The organism is Neobacillus sp., assembly GCF_031988165.1.
In the GTDB taxonomy this organism is placed as follows: Bacteria; Bacillota; Bacilli; order Bacillales; family Cytobacillaceae; genus Neobacillus; species Neobacillus rhizosphaerae.
On sequence record NZ_DALZYO010000028.1, the window covers coordinates 13,390 to 33,145 of the forward strand.

15 protein-coding genes are annotated in these 19,756 nt (G+C 39.4%); 1 reads left to right on the top strand and 14 read right to left on the bottom strand.

The genetic code is table 11. The annotated features are described in order from the left end of the window. The 4 genes from RTR43_RS16785 to RTR43_RS16800 all read right to left on the bottom strand — a co-directional run bounded on the left by RTR43_RS16785 (position 1) and on the right by RTR43_RS16800 (position 5,215). Complete coding sequence (locus RTR43_RS16785; protein WP_312473376.1) at positions 1-945, bottom strand: carbohydrate ABC transporter permease; 945 nt, start codon at positions 943-945, stop codon at positions 1-3. Positions 946-1,013: 68 nt separating this feature from the next. Next, entirely contained in the window at positions 1,014-2,270 is a 1,257-nt protein-coding gene (locus RTR43_RS16790; protein WP_312473377.1) for an ABC transporter substrate-binding protein, read from the bottom strand. A gap of 133 nt (positions 2,271-2,403) precedes the next feature. Further along, the gene (locus RTR43_RS16795) at positions 2,404-3,549 is read right to left on the bottom strand and encodes a response regulator transcription factor (protein WP_312473378.1); all 1,146 of its coding nucleotides are present in this window, start codon (positions 3,547-3,549) and stop codon (positions 2,404-2,406) included. Then, positions 3,527-5,215 carry a cache domain-containing sensor histidine kinase gene (locus RTR43_RS16800; protein WP_312473379.1) on the bottom strand — a complete coding sequence of 563 codons (1,689 nt, stop codon included), beginning with the start codon at positions 5,213-5,215 and terminating at the stop codon, positions 3,527-3,529. The genes RTR43_RS16795 and RTR43_RS16800 overlap by 23 nt, the downstream gene beginning before the upstream one ends. A gap of 404 nt (positions 5,216-5,619) precedes the next feature. Here RTR43_RS16800 and RTR43_RS16805 point away from each other — a divergent pair, with 404 nt between their 5' ends. Beyond that, positions 5,620-6,777, top strand: coding sequence for a M20 metallopeptidase family protein (locus tag RTR43_RS16805; protein WP_312473380.1), 1,158 nt, complete (start codon positions 5,620-5,622; stop codon positions 6,775-6,777). Between the two features lie 218 nt (positions 6,778-6,995). On the opposite strand, the gene RTR43_RS16810 is transcribed toward RTR43_RS16805, so the two are convergent. From RTR43_RS16810 to RTR43_RS16855, 10 genes are all read right to left on the bottom strand, one after another. Next, a complete protein-coding gene (locus RTR43_RS16810) occupies positions 6,996-7,736 on the bottom strand; it encodes a TPM domain-containing protein (RefSeq protein ID WP_312473381.1) in 741 nt (246 codons plus the stop codon). Next, on the bottom strand, positions 7,736-8,314 hold the full coding sequence (locus tag RTR43_RS16815) for a LemA family protein (protein WP_396954594.1): 579 nt from the start codon (positions 8,312-8,314) through the stop codon (positions 7,736-7,738). The genes RTR43_RS16810 and RTR43_RS16815 overlap by 1 nt, the downstream gene beginning before the upstream one ends. Before the next feature lie 103 nt (positions 8,315-8,417). Further along, a complete protein-coding gene (gene hflX, locus RTR43_RS16820; RefSeq protein WP_312473382.1) occupies positions 8,418-9,680 on the bottom strand; it encodes a GTPase HflX in 1,263 nt (420 codons plus the stop codon). Between the two features lie 734 nt (positions 9,681-10,414). Continuing rightward, positions 10,415-11,437 (bottom strand): galactose/methyl galactoside ABC transporter permease MglC, encoded by a 1,023-nt coding sequence (gene mglC, locus RTR43_RS16825; protein WP_312473383.1) that lies wholly within the window; start codon positions 11,435-11,437, stop codon positions 10,415-10,417. Between the two features lie 12 nt (positions 11,438-11,449). Then, complete coding sequence (gene mglA, locus RTR43_RS16830; RefSeq protein WP_312473384.1) at positions 11,450-12,955, bottom strand: galactose/methyl galactoside ABC transporter ATP-binding protein MglA; 1,506 nt, start codon at positions 12,953-12,955, stop codon at positions 11,450-11,452. 504 nt (positions 12,956-13,459) lie between these two features. After that, on the bottom strand, positions 13,460-14,521 hold the full coding sequence (mglB, locus tag RTR43_RS16835; RefSeq protein WP_248736105.1) for a galactose/glucose ABC transporter substrate-binding protein MglB: 1,062 nt from the start codon (positions 14,519-14,521) through the stop codon (positions 13,460-13,462). Positions 14,522-14,780: 259 nt separating this feature from the next. Further along, positions 14,781-16,367, bottom strand: a complete 1,587-nt coding sequence (locus tag RTR43_RS16840; protein WP_312473385.1) for a response regulator transcription factor — start codon at positions 16,365-16,367, stop codon at positions 14,781-14,783. Continuing rightward, positions 16,345-17,835, bottom strand: coding sequence for a sensor histidine kinase (locus RTR43_RS16845; protein WP_312473386.1), 1,491 nt, complete (start codon positions 17,833-17,835; stop codon positions 16,345-16,347). Before RTR43_RS16845 ends, RTR43_RS16840 begins: the two co-directional genes overlap by 23 nt. Continuing rightward, positions 17,835-18,836 (bottom strand): sugar-binding protein, encoded by a 1,002-nt coding sequence (locus RTR43_RS16850; protein WP_312473387.1) that lies wholly within the window; start codon positions 18,834-18,836, stop codon positions 17,835-17,837. Before RTR43_RS16850 ends, RTR43_RS16845 begins: the two co-directional genes overlap by 1 nt. A gap of 284 nt (positions 18,837-19,120) precedes the next feature. Beyond that, on the bottom strand, positions 19,121-19,609 hold the full coding sequence (locus tag RTR43_RS16855; RefSeq protein WP_312473388.1) for a cytochrome c-type biogenesis protein CcmH: 489 nt from the start codon (positions 19,607-19,609) through the stop codon (positions 19,121-19,123). Between the last annotated feature and the right edge of the window lie 147 nt (positions 19,610-19,756).

Genomic DNA, 19,756 nt, shown 5'->3' on the forward strand with positions numbered 1-19,756 from the left:
TTATTTTTCACTTTTCACTTCATTTTCGTAATACACCCACATACTGGACGATTTGAATACGAGCATGGTTAGGGCTAACACAATAATGAACATAATCCATGCATTTGCAGATGAATAACCCATTTTAAAATATTTGAAAGCATTTTCATATACATACATCGCATAAAAATATGTCGACTGAAGTGGTCCTCCGCCCGTTAATACGAGCGCTAAAGTCAGCGTTTGAAACGCACCGATAATCGTCATAATCAAATTAAAAAGAATGGTTGGTGATAATAATGGCACAGTAATTTTGAAGAACTGATAAATTTTCCCTGCCCCATCAATTTCCGCTGCCTCGTATAAATCTAGGGGAATATTTTTCAATCCTGCTAAAAAGATCAGCATCATGGTCCCTTGGCCCCATAAACTGGCAATGACCATCGCAACAAGCGCCCAGTTAATACTATTTAACCAATCTGGCCCGTCAATTCCAATTAAGGAAAGTAAATAGTTCAATATTCCGTATTCTCCATCGAAAACACTTCCCCAGATCATCGCTAAAGCAACACCGGAAATGACAGAGGGAACATAGAAAAACGTTCGGAACAGGGAGCTTCCCTTTACCTTTTGGTGTAATAAAATTGCAAGCAATAAAGCAAGAATAATGTTTAATGGAACAAAAAAAAGAGCAAACTTCACAGTGACCCATAAGGAATGCCAAAACAGTGGGTCATCGGTAAACATGGTGATATAGTTGGAAAATCCAATAAATTTCTTCTCTCCGACAATCGGCCAATCAAAAAAACTAATAACAAATGAAAACAGTAACGGTCCAAGTGTGAATACGACAAAACCAATGATCCACGGTGAGACAAATAAATAAGGAATAAGTTTACTCCATTGTTTTTTCCTCTTAATTTGGAGTGATGAAGGTGCTAGATTAACGCTTAAGCCCGATTTCATAAATACCTCCTCCTGCCATTTTTCTAAAGGCCCTACACCACTATTGAATGTAGAGCCCTAACACCTTTCTATTTAGCTAAATATTTCTCGGAATCTTTCACTGCTTTATCAAACAATGGCTTCCCATCTTGTCCAAGCATGACAGCATTAATCGCAGCAGACAGGTTACGATTTATTTCATTCCAATTTTTATCCAGTAAAAACGCAGGTGTGTTTGTGGCATTTTCTAACATTGTATAAAATGGCTTATATAATGGATCTTCGTTCACTTTCGTTTCTTCGACAATACTCTTACGGACAGGCAGATCAGCTGTTCTCATCTTGATTGCTTGTTCAGAAGAGTAAAATTTCACAAACTTCCATGCTAAGTCCTTTTGCTTTGAATCCTTAGCAATGGAAATTGACGATGATGAGATTAATCCTTTAACAGGCTTGGAACCAAATGAAGGAATCATGGCTGTTCCGAAATCAACTTTTGCATCTTTATAGCCTTGAATTGGCCAAATCCCATTTATTAACATTCCAAGTTTGTTGGCTTTGAAAATAGCACTAGCACTTTGTTGATTTTTGCCACCCGTTGAAACAGCGATTCCGTCTTTCACCATATCGCCATACATTTGAATCGCTTCAACCGTTTCAGGACTATTCATTGCCCCATCAATTTTCTTTCCGTCATCACTGATAAAGCTTCCACCATTACTCCAAACCAAACCTTGTAGATCATACGTATCAGGCTCAGACGTTACAGCAAAGCCATATTGTTTTTTGCTTTTATCGGTTAACTTCTTTGCAGTCTCTTTAAATTCATCCCATGTCCAACCTTCTTTTGGATAAGGAATCTGGTATTGATCAAAAAGCTTTTTATTGTAATACACGACCATTGTCGAAAAGCCTGCAGGCATTCCATATAGTTTTCCGTCCACTTTTGAATAGTTAAACAATCCATCGTAAAAATCGTCCATTTTAATCTCAGGATCTTTCTTTACATATCCGTCTAGTGGTTCAAGTGATTGATTATAAGTAGTAAAATCCCACATATACATAACATCAGGTGGATTTTTTGCTCCGAATGAGGCGGCGATCTTTTGATCAAATCCATCTCCGTATGCCTCAACCTGCACTTTTACATCTTTATTTTCTTTTTCAAAGGCTTTAGCAATATCCTGCTGAATTTTCAATGTGTCCCCTGTATCCCAAGTGGCAAAGCGTAATACGGTTTTTCCATCCTTTTTCCCATCTCCGGATGTATTATTTGAGCTACATGCGCTCATGACGAGGACAACGACTGCTAACAGCAGCGAAAACCACATTTTCTTTTTCTTCATAGGACCCCTCTTTTCGTCAATTTTCTTATTATTAAAAATTTAACCGCTTTCATTTTATCTTGTATGAAAGCGGTTAAACACTTCTATTTGTTTTAGATTTCGTGTATTTTTACCTTACTTTTATTTTTTATCGTCATTTTGTTAGCTGCTCGTCGTCTTTTTGTTGGATTCGATAATAGGATGGCGGAAAACCAGTACACCGTTTAAACCACTTACTAAAATATTTGGCATCTTGAATTCCAATCTGCTCACCAATCTCTTGAATGTTCACGCTGGATCCTTTTAATAACTGTTTGGAAAGCTGGAGTCTTTTCTTTTCGATAAACGAATGGATACTGTCACCCATTTTTTTCTTAAATAAGGTGCTTAAGTGACTCCTACTCATTCCCACTTCTTCAGCAATGTCTGATACTGTCATCGGGTTTGATAAATTTCTTACTATATACTCCACTGCTTGGAGAATGACCATTGGATAATGATGCAAGAGCCCTTCCTTTCGTTGGGCATGATGGAAACCCCTCACTGATTTCATCCATTCTTCCTTTCCAGATAACGGACCAGCATGAATCCAATTTAAGTCTGGATGTGCCACCCTTGTTTCTGTTAAATGGGCTAAAAATTCATGATGAAAAGATTCGTCAATAAAGAAGTAGGTTAAATTTGTTCCAAATGTTAAAGCGACAAATTTAGTTGACTGATAAAAAATCTCCTGACCAGATGGAGGCATGTTCTGAACGAAATAGGCAAAATACGGATCATTCATCCATTTCCATTTATCGCTGAAGAGCTCGTCCAATTGTTGTTCAAAGTCATTTTTATACCCGCTAAGCCATAATAGAAAGCATTCCTGGAATCCAGAAAAATCCGTATCCACTTTTTTCGGCGTTTCCAGAATTTCTTTTTGAAAAGTAGTTAAAAAATGATTTAGTTCTTGATCATCAAATACCGTTTTTAATAAATATCCAGAGGCGCCTAGCTTCAACCCTTCTTGTGCATACTCAAAATCCTTATGACAACTAAGCAAGAGAATTTTCGTTTTGGGTGCGTGGGCTTTTATTTTCCGTGAAAACTCTAGTCCATCCTCCTCTGGCATGACGATATCGGTAATGACAATGTCAGGTTGATGGTTCAAAAATTCCTCCCAACCCCGTTTTCCATTCGGGGCATCCGCGACCACGGTCATCCCGAACTTTTCCCAATCGACTGTTGCTCTTAACCCTCGGCGAACAATCGTATCATCATCGACAATTAATACTTTAATGGTTGCCATTTTCATCATATTGATCTACCCACCTTATTGGCCAAGTTATTGAAATGGTTGTTCCTTTACCAACCACTGAATCAGTGTTAATCAAAAAGTCCTTCCCATAATGGATATAAAACTTCTGATATACATTGTATAATCCGATTCCACCCCGTACTTTCTCGTTTGGCCTCGTAAATATTGTTTTTAGCTTTTCCTGGGGTATACCTTTCCCATTATCCATTATGACGAGCTGAAAATATCCATTATTCTCAGTAAACTCTAGGTCAATATTTCCTGTCCCATCCTCAAACGCATGGAAAAAAATATTTTCGAGCATTGGCTGTAACGTCATCCTTGGAATCAACCCTCGTTCAAGCTTTTCGTTCATTTTCAAGGAAACAGTAAAGTTGGGCCCATACCTTAATTCTTGAATGGCAAAGAAATGCTGAATCGACTGTAACTCTTTATTTAAAGAAATCAACTCTATATTGAAATTTAAGTTCCCTTCTAGAACTTTCGTTAAATGTAAAAGCATTTTTCCAATCTCTTCATTCCCATCCAATCGAGCTTTCCACTGAATGGTATTCAACGTGTTAAAAAGAAGATGTGGGTTTATTTGGTAATGAATAGCTTTCATTTCAGCTTCTCGCTTTGTTGATTCTTTCTCCCTTACTTCTTCCATTAATTGTTTTATTTTTTCCACCATCCGATTAAAGTGCAAGCCAAGTTTCCCAATTTCATCCTTTGTATGGACGGACAACTTTGCATCAAATATCCCCTTGCTTACTTCATCAATGGCAAATTTCAACTTCAAAATCCCTTTTGTAAACTGATTGGAAAAAATATAGGAAAGCATCAGGGCAAGTATAAAGGCAATCAAAATCCCGATCGAGACCATTTTAAATATCACGCGAGAAGATTGATAAAACTCCTCTCGGGGTATGCGAATTTCAAATTCCCAATTATTGATTCTTGTGTGTTCCATCCAAATAATGTCGTCCTTCCGATTTTCCTCGACACTTTTCGTATGATAGAGCAGTTGACCTATTTCATTTCGAATCGTAATTCTTGAATGGAGATCCTGCTCCAATACTTTCATTAAATCGAATAAATCGTCTATATCCGTTTCGATTAAAAGATAACTATTGTTTAATACACCGTAAGAGAACTTCAATGGAACGATTAAGCCAAGAACATGATGGGAAGTATTGTTTTTATAATAGGACGGTTTGTAAATACCAATTTCCGAGTCTCCACTCCTAAAGGTCCGCTTCCATATATCCTGTTTTTTAAATTGTTTAACATTAAAATCATTATCTCCGTAGTAAAAGTCTGAAGAAGTAACGACATAAATCCCGCGGATGTTCGACTTTTTATGAGCCTGCAAAAGCCGCTCTAAATTATTCACTTCTTTGAAGTCCGAATAGGTTTGCGGCTCCTGATGCTGTAAATTAACGGATGTGCTATCTGCTAAATATTGTTTAATTTCAGCAGCGCTATAATACATATCCTCCAATATTTGATCGAGCTGTGTTTTAATCTTTTCGCCAGCAAAATGATTATAGTTTGATAGCTTTCCATTCACCACTTTCGCCGATTGATCATATGCAATAACCCCTAATGTTAACATCGGAATCAACGCCACTACCAAAAACATAATAAACAGTCTTTTTTGTGTACTAAGATTAAGCATAAACATCCTATGTTCCCCCACCCAAGTTGGCTTATCCTCTTTATGAAAACAATACTCGATTCATATAATTAAGAAAAGTATAATTTTATTACCATCGGGTGTCAGGCACTGTCCGTGGACAAATCGGGTTAATTTGTCCGCCACACGCTCCGCTTACCGGAGACAATTCATGAGAAAAGAAGAAATGCCCGTTTAATAAGAATAGCGCAAGCGGCCGTTTAGCTGCGTATGGATTGGACCCCTTCACTTGTAGCTTAAACGTTATGAATCTGATTTCATGAGAAAAACTAATATATTCTGCTTGCTTTATCTACGAATATACCTTACAATCATTTGCATAAAAATACACTCCTTTACAGATTGATACAATAATTTTAATAGAAAAAACCTAACTAATGGAGGTTATCATCATGTTACAGACAAAATTAGTAGATTCAGAGTTAAAAGCCTGGACCATAGAGCAGCGAAGACATTTTCATATGCACCCAGAGCTTTCGGGACAAGAATATGAAACAGCTGCTTACGTAAAAGAGAAATTAGCTGAATTTGGAATCCCTTTAGTTAACCGGTTTTCTGCACCAAATGTGGTTGCATTTTTTAAAGGCACTGAAGGAAACAAAACCGTTGCATTACGAGCAGATATGGATGCTCTTCCGCTCCAAGAAGAAGGGGACAAACCTTATCTTTCAACAGTCCCAGGAGTCATGCACGGATGCGGCCACGATGGCCATACAGCTGTTCTCCTCGCTGTCGCGAAATGGATGAGCGAGAACCCTCATCTAGTAAAGAATAATATCCTTTTGATTTTTCAAAGCTCGGAAGAAGCGTCTCCAAGCGGAGCGAAACAGCTTGTAGAAGAGGGAGTATTAGACAACGTTGATGTAATCTATGGAATTCATTTAATGTCAAGCATGCCTCTTGGTAAAATTGGCTTCGCGACAGGGTATGCCATGGCATCCTGCAATGATTTTGACATTACCATTAAAGGAAAAGGCGGACACGGAGGCTATCCGCACGATACCGTGGATCCAATCTACATTGCCACCCATCTTATTCAAGCCTTCCAATCGATTGTCAGCAGAAACTTAAACCCTTTACATGCAGGGGTTATTTCATTTGGAGGGATGCAAGCAGGCAATTCATATAACGTTATCCCTTCTGAAGTGAAGCTAAAGGGAACCATTCGGGCAATGACGCACGAAGCAGCTGAGTTAATGCACGAAAAAACTGCCCAGCTAACTGAGGCGATTTGCGCAAGCTTTGGAGCAACTGGCTGTTATGAATTTATTGAAGGGACTCCACCATTATATAATCACCCAGAGGCCTGTGAGGTTGCTAAAGAAATTATCGAAAAAACATTTGGTCCTGATGTATTTATGGCCGTCGAGCCCGTGCTTGGAGCGGAGGATTATTCCTACTACCTCAAAGAAAAAATAGGTGCCTTTATTAAGGTAGGCATGCAAAGTGAGAAAAGCCAGTACCCACACCATCATCCGCAATTTGATATTGATGAAGATGCCATACCCGCTGCCATTGAACTGATGCTTCAACTGGCTTTGAACGTATAACTTAGTTTTTTTGCGCACCACTGCAAATATGGTCCATTTTCTTCGTGAAAAGGCGCCAGCCCCCTGCGTCTCCGCAAGGGGCTAATAAAATAGGTGTCAGGCACCACAGAAATACATTTGTCCATACTCGGTGGACGTTTCAGTGGTGCCTGACACCTTTTGCAATCTTATTCACTTATTTACCTATTTAACTGTACCTAAGACGATTAGCTCCTGCTTTACCAGCCACGGCTTGCACCACCGCCACCTGATGAGCCGCCACCGCCACCGCGGGAACCACCGCCTCCTCCTCTGCCTCCGCCCCGGGACAGAATGGAAAGGAGAAGATAAGTAAGCGTTCCCCCAAAGAACTTAAAGTCAAGAAACACGACGACAAGAACGATAATGATGAGCAGCCATGAAGGAATCCCAATCCCTTTTTCCTTTGGTGGTGTCTGCTCACCACTCTTTACTCCATATTCAGCGAGGACCTCTTTCGCCAGCACCTTATAGGTTTCAACCACTGCTTTATTCGGTTGTTGATTCTTCAGATAAGGAATGGCATATTCATCAAGGATTCGACCAGCCTTAGCATCGGGAATTCTGCCCTCAAGCCCATATCCTACTTCAATTCTTGCTTTGCGTTCTTTCATCGATAATACGAGCAAGACTCCATTGTTTTCCTTTTTACTCCCGATACCGTATTTCCGAAACGCATCAATTGAAAATTCCTCAATCGTTTTGTCTCCGATTGTTGGGACTATTAATACGGCAACCTGCGCTGTTGTTTGATCTTCAATGTTTCTACCTAAATTAATTAACTCCGTTTTCTCAGTTTCGTTTAACACTTGGGCAAAATCTTGAACATAAATGTCTCCCACCGGAGCAGGAATTTGAACATCCTCAGCAAGTGCATTTGCTGCACACAGAAAAAAGGTGAAAAACACCAGAAGAAAGCTGAAGACCCGTCTCACGTTCATCACCCATTGCCTCCAAAGTCAACCTGTGGAACTTGCTGTGCTTTTGGATCAGCCTTAAAATATTCCTTTTCATTAAACCCAGCCATTCTTGCTATTATTGCCCCTGGAAATTGCTTTACTTTTTTGTTATAAAGCGCAACCTGATCATTGTAGTCTTTTCGAGCTACAGCGATTCTGTTTTCCGTACCGGCAAGCTCATCCATTAATTGAGAAAACTGCCGATCTGCTTTTAAGTTAGGATAATTTTCAACCACTACGAGCAAACGGCTTAACGCATTCGAAAGATCTGCGTTCGCAGTTGCCTCTTCTCCTGGCGTTTTCGCCCCGGCAAGTCTTGCACGAGCATCAGAAATCGAGGTAATTACTTCTTTTTCATGGGAGGCATAACCCTTCACCGTATTTACTAAGTTTGGAATTAAATCCAGCCTTCTTTGCAGCTGATTTTCAATCTGTGCATAAGACTGTTTCACATTTTCTTCGGAACTGACAAAGTTGTTATAGCTGGACATAAGCATCAGGCCAAAAACAACAACTACAGCAATCACAATTACGATTCCAATTAAACCTTTTTTCAACATAACCACGCTCCTTTCTCACCTATAGTATATATCACTTTAAAAATTTGTTCCGTTTTTAACTCAATAAATCAAACACTTGCTAAGTTTTAAATCATCGGTTGGTTTAGCTGCCAATCACATACTGCTGATATTTCTCAAAATCATTCAAATTACATTCCACGGTTAACTTTGTGCCATGATCATCGTAGCTTGTCGACAATACATTAGCATTCTCGTTAAGGTAGGAAACTAACCGGCCAAGTTCAAAAGGAATCAGCATATCACAATGAATTTGATCTTTAAAAATCCGCTCGCTAATCATCGAGGCTAACTCATTCATTCCGACTTCTTGTTTTGCCGAAAGATACAGACTTCCATCCTTCAGTGTTGGAATTTCCATATCGACTAAATCCGCTTTATTATAAGCGTAAATGATAGGGACATTATCAATTCCGATCTCTTTTAACGTTTGATTGGTTACGTTGATTAGTTTTTGATAATGTGGACTTGAAAAATCTACGACGTGAATCAGTAAATCGGCCGTTGTTGCTTCCTCAAGCGTCGACCGGAAGGCTTTAACGAGATGGTGCGGGAGTTTATCGACAAAGCCAACTGTATCAGATAGCAAAAATGGCTGGTGATTAGACAGTTTTATTTTTCTAACGGATGTATCAAGGGTGGCGAATAACATGTCTTTCTCAAATACTTGTTTGTTGAATGATTGATGAGACCTTCGCAGCATCGCATTCATAATCGTTGATTTGCCTGCATTCGTATACCCGACTAAGGAAACAAGCGGGACCCCGCTCTTTTTGCGTTGATTGCGCTGTGTTTCCCGCTGAGAGACGAGCACCTCTAATTCCTTATTCAAAGCAGTGATTTTTTCTTCAATTTTTCTACGATCGAGTTCTAATTTGGTTTCACCGGCTCCTCTATTTTTTAAACCGACACCCCCACCTTGATGCCCTAACGATTCGCGCTGACCAACAATCCTTGGGAGCATATACTTGAGGTGAGCCACTTCCACCTGGAGCTGTGACTCTCTCGTTTTCGCCCGAGATGCGAATATATCTAAAATCAACATCGTCCGGTCGATAACTTTACTTCCGAGCTCTTCCTCAAGATTCCGAATTTGCGTGGCCGATAACTCATCATTAAAAATGACTAATTCAGCATTTGTCTGCTCAAGAAGCTGGAGCGTTTCTTCGATTTTTCCTGTCCCGATATAATGAGTTTTATTAATGCGGCTTAAATTTTGCGTTACCTCAGCAACAGCCTCGATATGACAAGCCGCAGCCAAATTTTCCAATTCCTTCATTGAATAGGAAAAGTCAGCTTGATGCTTGATATTGACACCCACTAAAAGCGCTTTTTGTTTTTCTCTCATGGTTAATATCCCCCATTCTTTTTTAGCGATAGGAATGGATTACTTTCCTATCAAGCATAAGTGCACTAAGGAAAGCTTTGCAGTTGAAAAGCTGTGCTTTTCAACGAGCTACGCCACTGTCTTCGCCTTACGGCTCGCCACTCAGCGAGCTTTTCTTTAAAAAAGAACAAAAAAACACAGACTTTTCTGCCTGTGCTAAAGTAAATGGAAAATAGCTAAAAATACCCGATAATGGATAAACATTATCTGGCTTGGTTGTGGGTTCCCGTTGAAAATACCTAACACCCTTTCTATAGAACGAAAGAGGTGAAAAAGGCATTTCACAAATCAAGCAATTTATTTTTAAAGAAAGCAAAAAAGAGGGTAGACTCGCCCCCCTCTTTTTTACATACCGTAAAATAAAGGTTTCCCTAAAAATAGGCAGACCAATCCCATTTACTCTGCACAACAGGCAGAGACTTGAACGTTATTCAATTAACGGTTCAATGTTTGGAATCGCAATCTGCAAAAAAACACAGGGAAAACCTCCATTTCGCTATAGTTACGATAATCATAACATATATTTTTTGGTAATCAATGGATTTTTTTGAATTTTTCCAAATCAAGAAAAACCCCCTTTGATAATGAATAATCCACTACCAAAAGGGGTTTTCCATATTCAAAATGTCCTCCACACGCGAACAAATGTCCACGAGTGGTGCCTGACACCCTATTTGACACCCTATTTTAACATCTTATTTTTTCTTCGCGTGTTTACGCATGTCGAAGGCTACTGCGACGACGATGATTAGGCCTTTGACGATATATTGAATGTATGGGCTTACTCCAAGGAAGGCAAGTCCGTAGTTGATGATTTGGAATATGAGAACCCCGGTTACAACTCCTGGAACAGTTCCAATCCCACCTGACAACGAAACCCCACCGACAACGCAGGCGGCAATGGCATCAAGTTCATACATGTTTCCTGTATTGTTTGTCGCACTGCCGACACGACCAGCTTCAAGGGTACCTGAGAAACCATATAAAAGCCCAGCAATCATGTAAATAATAATAATGTTTCTTGCAACGTTAACACCGGAAACCTTTGCTGCTTCTGGGTTACCGCCAATCGCATACATATTCTTACCAAGCTGTGTTTTGTTCCAAATCACCCAAATGACAACAGTTGTTATAATGGCATAAATAACGAGATAAGGAATTTCATACGAGCCAACTGGAATGCCACGTTGAGCAAAATTTGTAAATTTTTCGCTTAATCCACCGATTGGCTGTGCACCATATGGCGGCCGATCAAAGTAAATAGAAGTTAAACCATAAACACCGATCATCATTCCTAAAGTGGCAATGAAAGGCGGCACATGTAATTTTGATACAACAATACCATTTAATGTAGCAATTAACCCTGTTGCCGCCATCGCAACTAATATCGGAATAAATAGCGGTAAGTCTGGCAAATTGGGATACATTTTATAAGCATAATCGGTTGCTTGTAAAAGTGATGCAGAAATAACCGCCGCAAGTCCAACCATCCGTCCAGCTGAAAGGTCAGTACCCGCCGTAATTAAGATACCCGCCACCCCAAGGGCAATAATAATCCGTGACGATGATTGACTTAGGATATTAATTAAATTCGTCATTGATAAAAAGTCTGGGGAAGCAATGACAATCCCAACAACAAGCAGGATTAATACTACATAAATAACATTATCAACAAGCCATTTTGAAACATTGGATTTTTTGGATGCCTGTGTATTCATTTGCCTCTCCTCCTAATACAAAGCTGCTAATCGCATGATTTCTTCTTGAGATGTTTCCCGAGTTTCAACGATTCCAGCTGCTCTTCCGTTACTCATTACTAAGATTCGGTCTGTTACACCCAACAGTTCAGGCATTTCGGAAGAAATCATAATAATTCCTTTACCGTCCGCTGCTAATTGGTTAATTAATTGATATATCTCGAACTTTGCCCCAACATCAATTCCCCTTGTTGGTTCGTCAAGCAATAAAATATCCGGTGTTGTCAGCAGCCAGCGTCCAATAATAACCTTCTGTTGGTTACCACCCGACAGACTTCCGATCGGCGTTTTTTGTGAAGGTGTTTTTACCTGCATTGATTCAATCACCCATTGGGTATCGTCGGCCACTTTGCGGTTAGATAAGAACCCACTTTTTGTTTTATATTGCTTCATATTAGAAATGATAGAGTTAAAACTAACACTTAAATCTGGGAATATACCCGTTGATCTTCTTTCTTCGGTAACAAGCGCAAAGCCGTTTTTGATGGCCTGCTGCGGCGAATGATTTTTTATCACCTTGCCATTCAGCTCAATCGTTCCTGATTTTAACGCTCTAATCCCAAATAATGCTTCTACTACTTCCGTACGTTTTGAACCAACCAAGCCAGCAATGCCCAGGATTTCGCCTTTTCTAAGCTCAAAGTTCACATTTGAAAAAGAAGGCTGTGTCTCGGCCGTCAAGTCAGATACTTTTAATATGATATCTTCCGGCTTGTTGACTTTAGCAGGAAAGCGCTGTGATAAGTCACGTCCAACCATTAGCTTGATGATTTCATCGGTCGTTAGCTCGTTTGAACTTTTCGTCGCAATATACTGACCGTCACGCATGATCGTCACTTCGTCAGAAATCTTCAGGATTTCCTCCATTTTGTGGGAGATGTAAATAATCGCTACAGTCTCACTCTGGAGCCTTCTGATGATTTTGAACAAATGGTCTACTTCATTCTCAGTTAGGGAAGAAGTCGGTTCATCCATAACGATAATTTTCGATCCATAAGAGACTGCCTTAGCAATTTCCACCATCTGCATTTCTGAAACGGATAGCGTACTAACCTTACTGCGCGGGTCCACGTTGATATCAAGACTTTTAAAAATCGCGACAGTATCCTCATACATTTTCTTTTCATCGATAAAAATACTCTTTTTCGGATAACGGCCCAGCCAAATATTATCCATAACATTTTGCTGCCTAACCTGGTTCAGTTCCTGATGCACCATGGAAACACCGTTTTCAAGCGCCTGTTTCGAATTAGTAAAGGCCACTTCTTTTCCTTCAAAAAGAACTTTGCCTTCATCCATCGAATAAATACCAAACAAGCATTTCATTAACGTCGATTTCCCTGCGCCATTTTCACCCATTAAGGCGTGTACCGAACTAGCCTTCACTTTGAGTGAAACATTATTAAGAGCGATAACACCAGGAAATCGTTTGGTTATATTTTGCATTTCAAGTAAATTGGTTGTACTAGCTTCAGACATGAGCGAACCTCCTCGCTTTACCATTTAAAAAAATATGAGACATGGATAAACCGCCTCATATTGATGTGAAAATTTTTTTCCATTTGGAACGGTGTCCGGCTCCAAAGGGGATACAACCTTGAAGCCATGCCCCGAACGAAGGAAAAGCAGGAGCTTTTCCTTTGTTCGAGGAGCGCCTAGAGGCCGGAAATTTCCAGCCCCCGGACGGGCGCTTCCACTTTTCTTATTTAATAAGTTAGGATAGGTTTTAAACCTTGATAATTGTCCAGCTCCAGCGACCAGCGGCTAGTGTACTTCGCTCTTCTCCCTACGATAAGTCAACATCGGATCGCTATCGCTCTCCGTGTTTCCTTTAGCTAATCAGAATTTATTCCCTAAATTCTGAACGCATAAATTCAACTAAGCCTTTGTCTTCGCCTACCGGCTTGCCAGTCGGCAAGTTTACATTTATCTCAGTCGAAGCGCTCCAGTCCATACGCCGCTAAACGGGCACTTGCGCTTTTCTTATTTATAAGCATCCCTACCGACTTGGATGTTGTCCTTTGTTACTTCTACGTAAGGAACACGAACCGCTTTTTTATCATCAAGCTTCCACGATGTTCCGTCTAATACGTCTTTACCTTTTGCTGCATTTGCCGCAAGTTCAACGGTTGCTTTACCTTGGTTTTTCGCGTCATTCAAGACAGTACCAACCATTTTTCCTTTTTCAATCATTTCAAGAGCTTCTGGAATCGCGTCAACACCTACAACTGGCATGAATTTGTCACCAGAGAAGTATCCTGCTTTTTCAAGCGAAGAAATTGCTCCTAATGCCATTCCATCGTTGTTGGCAATAACGAATTCAATTTTGTCACTGTATTTCGCTAACCAAGCATCCATTTTTTCAGTTGCTTTTGTGGCATCCCACATCGCAGTATCCAATGCTAATTCATCCACCTGGATACCTTTTGCTTTGATTGTGTCGATAGCAAATTTCGTACGAGCTTCAGCATCTGGGTGTCCCGGCTCACCCTTTAATAATACGTATTGAAGTTTGCCATCTTTGTTTTTGTCCCATTTATCTTTGTTAGCTTCCCAAGCTTTTGCGATTAACTCACCTTGGATCACACCAGATTCTGATGAAGTTGTTCCGACATAGTAAGCTTTGTCATAGCCTGCTAAAACACTTGCATCCGGCTCTTTGTTAAAGAAGATAACGGGAATACCTTTTGGTTTGGCTTTATCGATAATCGTTTGAGCGGATTTTGGATCAACTAGATTGATAGCTAAAGATTTTGCACCTTTGGCAATTAATGTGTCGACTTGCTCAATTTGTTTTGCTTGGTCATTTTGTGAATCATTCAGCATAAGATCAACTTTATCTTTTGCTGAAGTTTGCATGGCACGACGAACGTAAGACATAAAGTTATCATCAAATTTGTAAATCGTTGCACCAACGCGTGGAAGGTCGCCATCTTTACCTTTTCCAGAATCTGTACCGCCAGTGGAGCTGCTGCAGCCTGTAGCTAATAAAATACTAGTTGCAACGGTTAAAGATAGAATTAGCCCTTTTTTCTTCTTAAGCATGTAATCATTCTCCTTTTACTTTTTAGTAAAGATCTTGATAATCGGCTTCAATCATGCTTCGCTCAGCCATCATGAAAGCCCTTACAAATATGTTAGCACGCTAAGATTTTATGCAATAGTTCAAAAGAATAGCATATTATTGTGAATTTCTAGATTATATTGCAACTGTTATGTAACAATCCATTGTGCAAATGGAATTAAATTAGACCAAAACGCGAAGCGATTTGGTCTTATTGGAGTTTATAAAGTTATCAACCTACTAGCTTACAGTTGCCCGGCGAAATTCAGTTGGTGATAAGCCTGTATGCTTTTTAAACACACGACTAAAATAGTTTGGATCTTTGTAGCCAACAGAATAGCATATTTCCTTTAAGCTTTTTCCCTGGTCGACCATTTCCGCTTTAGCATGTTTAATTCTTATTTCCGTCAAATAATCAATAAAGGTCATCCCAAATCGATCTTTAAATAATTTGCTAAAATAAAACGGACTAAGTTCTACATATTCCGCCACCAATTCCAGTGTAATCGAATCGGCATAATGATCCTCGATATACTCCTTTGCCTTATGAAGCATACCCTTTGCGTGCTGGTTCCGCCACACCTGAACATGCTGGACGACCGCCAACAAATGGGACTTCCCCTTCTCAAATATCATCATACTATCGTCCAATTCCTCGATAGCAGGTGCTCGCTCATAGCTGATACCCAGTTCATGGAGCATTCGGGAAATGAGAATAAACAATTCATCAATTGATTTTTTTACCATAGGTGATTGTACATTTTTATTAACGACATGATTCGATACAAACGAATCAAAATAATACAATACCTGGTTAACATCTCCCTGACGAACCGCATCTAACAATTTTTTTTCAATCTCAAGAACTCCAGATGGAGAAGGCGTTTCTGCAGCTCCCTGCTTGACGCCAAATAAATACTTTCGATTTGGCATTTTTATGAGCTCGTTTAAGGTCAAAAGCGCTTCATGATAGGATTTATTTAGCTCATGGGCATGATTATAGGGGAGACCAATGCCAATTCTTAATTCCCCGTTGAATGATTCCTTATGAAAAAGGCTGACCATGCTATCAATGATAGCCTGTGCGCTTGTTCTAAAATTGACCTTCTCCGTTGTCTTTTTGCAAAGGAATAACACTGGAGCTTGTGATTCTGTTAATGGCCCAATCATGACTTCGTGCTGTTTAACAACAGATTTTAGGACTTCCTTCAGCCACATGTACCAGTTTTGTTTTTCACTTATGGAAGGCTCAGCATTACCTTCCAGCAGAAGGGAAAACAGCATAATATAGCCGGATGTAATTTCTACCCCTAATAGCTGGCCCCATTCATCAAAGGTAATATCCTGAACTTGGTTCACTAATAACGATGAAACCCATTCTTTTTGGGCAATCGAAACAGCTCGGTCGAGGTTTTCTTTCAAGCTCCGCTGCTCATCTCTCTGTTTACGTTCCTCATAGATTTCACCCGTAACACGCTCTAATGCCGCAAGAATATCTTGTTTTCTACTCGGTTTTAAGATATATTCCTTAACTCCCTGTTGCATCACTTCTTTGGCATATTCGAATGTATTAAAGGCAGAAACCATGATAAAGCGAATGCCGAGGTCGACTTTTTTGATAGCTTTAACAGCTTGAACACCATCAATTCCTGGCATTTTTATATCCATAAAAATAATGTCAGGCTGATGTTCTTTGGCCATTTCAATTGCTTTTCTTCCGTTAGGGGCTTCACCAATCACCAAAACGTCTTGCACAGAGCCGTTAATAATTTGGGTTAATGCTTTTCGTTCAAGGACCTCATCATCAACAATTAAAATTTTCAACAAGCTCATTGCCCCCTTTTACTGTCTCAGGAATCGTCAACCTGAAATTTGTTCCCTTATTTAATTCTGATTCGATTTCAACAATGTCGTTTCTATGATAAAAAAGCTGCAGCCTTCTAATTACATTTTTGACTCCTATACCTGTCGAGTGACCTATTCCTTGTTCAGTTTCGTACCCCTCTGTTGGTTCCGTTCCGTCTACATAATTAAGTAATTTTTTCTTAGTGGTCTCATCCATTCCGGCCCCGTTGTCAATGACTTCTACATGAATCCGGTCATTTTGCCGGTATATTCGCAAACCAATCAGCGCATTTTCTTCATACGATTCCACCCCATGAATAAAGGCGTTTTCAACTATTGGCTGAAGGATTAAACTGGGAATCTCACTATCTAAACAATCCTCCTGTATGTCTGTTGCGAATTGAATCCTCTCTCCAAATCGTGTTTGTTGGATAAAGAAATACTCTTTCACAATCCGCACTTCTTCCTTAAGGGTCGAGGCTTTATTAAAATCACTGAGGTTGTAGCGGAGGATGGCTGCCACTGCTTCTATTAACCTTGATGTCTGTTCTGCTTCTTCCAAATAGGCCATTTTCGAAACCGTATTCAATGTGTTAAATAGGAAATGAGGATTAATTTGGTTCTGCAAGCTCCTTAACTCTAGTTCTTTTAAAAGCTTATCTAACTCCGATTTTTGCTTAATTTCCGTTACGAGTTGCCTCAGGTTCGTGCGCATTTGGTTGAAGGTTTCTGTTAATGGTTTTAATTCGTCTTTTGTTGTTATTTTAATATCTTCTCCCGCTAAGTTCCCTTTGGAAATCTCCTTAGCCGCTCTTGATAACAGGCTGATTGGTTTAGTAATCCCGCCAGAAATCCATAAAGCTAATAAGGTACTAAGAAAAAACGCTGCCGCAAATAGGGAAATCGACATAAGTTTGTAATAATGATTTTGCATTTCCATTTGATTATAAAACTTTTGATAGTCTGTCAGTTTATTATTTAACAAGGCAAGTGTGCTTTCTTGAAGAAAAGCCGCGATTTTCAACACCTCATTAAATTGATTAGAGTATTGATTAGAGTATTGATTAATATCATCCTTTTGAAAAGCCCCTAGTGTCGCATCACTTGCATCCAGAAAGCTATCAATCATATTTTTATAATTTGTAAGAGTAATATCATTCGTACTAATGACTTTATTCAGTCGCTTTTGATCCTTGATTATCTTGACCTTTTCTTTTCGATAGTCTTTTAGGTAGGATTCGTCCTTATCTAAAATATAAGCATGCAGCTTCTCCGTAATTAAATTGGTTCGTTGCGAGATATCATTTAATAACAAAAAGCGTTCAAAGCTATCATCATATTCAATGACAAGTTTTTCACTGCTGTTATAAAAAACCAGCCCGACGGAGGTTAATAACACCACGAGAACGATGAAATAAAGAAGTAATTTCGATCTTATTCGAAATAACATCAACGATTAACCCCCAATCTGTCCTGATTACTTACGGGTAAATCCCCTACTCTTAAAATTCGCGTATCTGTGTGGACGATAGGAGGTACTTTTTGGCCTTCAATTAAATCAATCATCATTTTCACGGCTTTGTATCCCATTTCAAATGGCTCCTGAACAACAGTTGCTTTGATGGTCCCCTTCCGCATGTAATTGATCGTTTCCGGAAGTGTGTCGAATCCAACAATGTACACTTGATCTTGTTTATTATATTTCTCGACCACCTGGGCAATCCCAATTCCATCTAGGGCACTCGTCCCAAAAAAGGCGTTGACCTCGGGATGGTCTTGCAGGATTTTGTATGCTTTTTCGGCGGCTTTCACCCTACTAATTTCGGATTCTTCCACATCGACGATCTGAATTCCCTTTTCTGCCATTACGGCATCCCGAAATCCCTTCACCCTCTGTATTTGATGGTTCTTAATGAAACTCCCCGTTATAATCGCAACATTGGCTTGTCCTTTTGTATCAGCAATTAAAGCCTTTCCGGCTAAGAATCCAGAATAATAATTATCGGTACCAATGTAGGCGATACGCTTGCTGTTTGCTGCATCCGTATCTACAGTGATAACAGGGATTCCCTTCTCTACAACCCGATTGATTAACGGCGTAAATTGTTCATCACTCAATCCCTGTGTCATAATTCCGTCCACTTTTGATGCCGCCGACATTTCAATGGTCTTTAAGTGATCTTCAATATTGGCCTGCTTCGGCCCAACATACTCCAGCATGATATGATAATCTTTAGCGGCAGCCCTTGCCCCTTTCTCAACCAATCTCCAATACTCATTATCGAGCTCCTCAGGAACCAGCATAAAATGATAATTATACTTTTCTATCTTTTTCTCTTCTTTAGGCAGATGATGGGTAACTACCTTATATCCATAAAAACCTGCAAAGGAGCAACTCACAAGAAAAAATATAATACCAAATGTATATGCCGTGATCGACAACCTGCTCATAAAATCTCTCCAACCCCTCATCATATGTAACCGTTACCATTCCAGATAAAAACATTATACGTAACATCCAAAAATTCAACAACGTCATTTTAGTAAAAATGGTGGCAAACGGAAGTGGTGTGGGAACGGTGTCAGGCACCACAAAAAGACAATTGTCCGCGACAGAAGGACACCGTTCTATTCATACAAGCAAATATAAAAAAACCAGGCATCAGCCCGGTCCTCGTTTATTTAATGAATATCGAATAAATTTTACTTATTTTTTTTCTCTCTTCTGGCTTAGATTATAAGAATTTTTTCCGTTCTTCTTCAATAATTAATGTGTAAATATCATGTTCCACATTCAAAGATGGGAGACCCTCATCCATTACAAATATTTCATTATTCTTTTTCCACCTTTTAATTAAGAAATAAATCAACATGGCTACCATAAATAATAAAACAAAAGGGGTAATCCACAGGCTAAGATTGAAGCCCTTTACCGGAGGAGCCTGTAGGGCATGAACCCCCAGTTCCCCTTCATAGTAATCAAGAATTTCCTGTTTTTTCATACCTTTCATAAACATTTCAGCTACATCTTCATAGTACGTCTGTTTTACACTACAGCTAGCCAAGTCATCGTTACCATGTCCATCCATGGAAAGCATATCAACAGTAGCTCTAAACTCTGGATTACTGTAATCAAAACTTGCTTTCCCCTTTTGTTCTTCAGCTGAAACATTTATTGCTCCGAAAAAAAAGACTAGACAAGCTATGAATCCGAAAATGCGCATCACATAACACCCTCCGTAAAATTTTTTACCCAAGAGTATGAAATAATTTTTACTAATTCAGTTCCTTAATAAATGGAAATTATACTCAATATCTACTAAAAAATTAATCAATTTTAAGGTTATTTCCAATGGCTCAAAATAGCTATC